We start from the raw sequence: 416 nt of genomic DNA on the forward strand, positions 1-416 counted from the left end.
GCCAAAAGAAGAATCAGCAGACATTGTCGTGACCACTTTCTTATTTTGATTCTCGTAGAAAATAGTGCCGTCTGTCCAATTCTTGAAATCCCCTTTGCCGTTTGCGGCTAAGAGGACATTTTTCTTTTCTTCCACTAAATCTGCTTCCTCGATTTTTCCAAACTGCATAGCGCCATATTGGCTGACAATGCCAACATAGCCCGATTCATGTTTGAGCTTGATTCGGTAGTTGACCGATACTTCCTCGCTACCTTGATTATCAATTTCAGCTTCTAGAATACCCTCTGAATTTTTAACGAAAGCAAATTCCTTTGTGACGTTTGTATGTGCGACTCCGTCTGGGACAAAAAAATCAATGGTGGTTTGGTCATACCAGTCAGAAATACCTTCAAGTTCTATGTCTCCTTTTGGGATAG

1 pseudogene is annotated in these 416 nt (G+C 41.1%); it reads right to left on the reverse strand.

Annotation, left to right across the window (positions count from 1 at the left end):
- Positions 1-416 (reverse strand): annotated as a pseudogene (locus tag HMPREF2574_RS08705) (phage tail domain-containing protein); the annotation flags it as partial.

It is taken from the genome of Streptococcus sp. HMSC034E12, from assembly GCF_001835915.1.
Lineage (GTDB): Bacteria > Bacillota > Bacilli > Lactobacillales > Streptococcaceae > Streptococcus > Streptococcus vaginalis.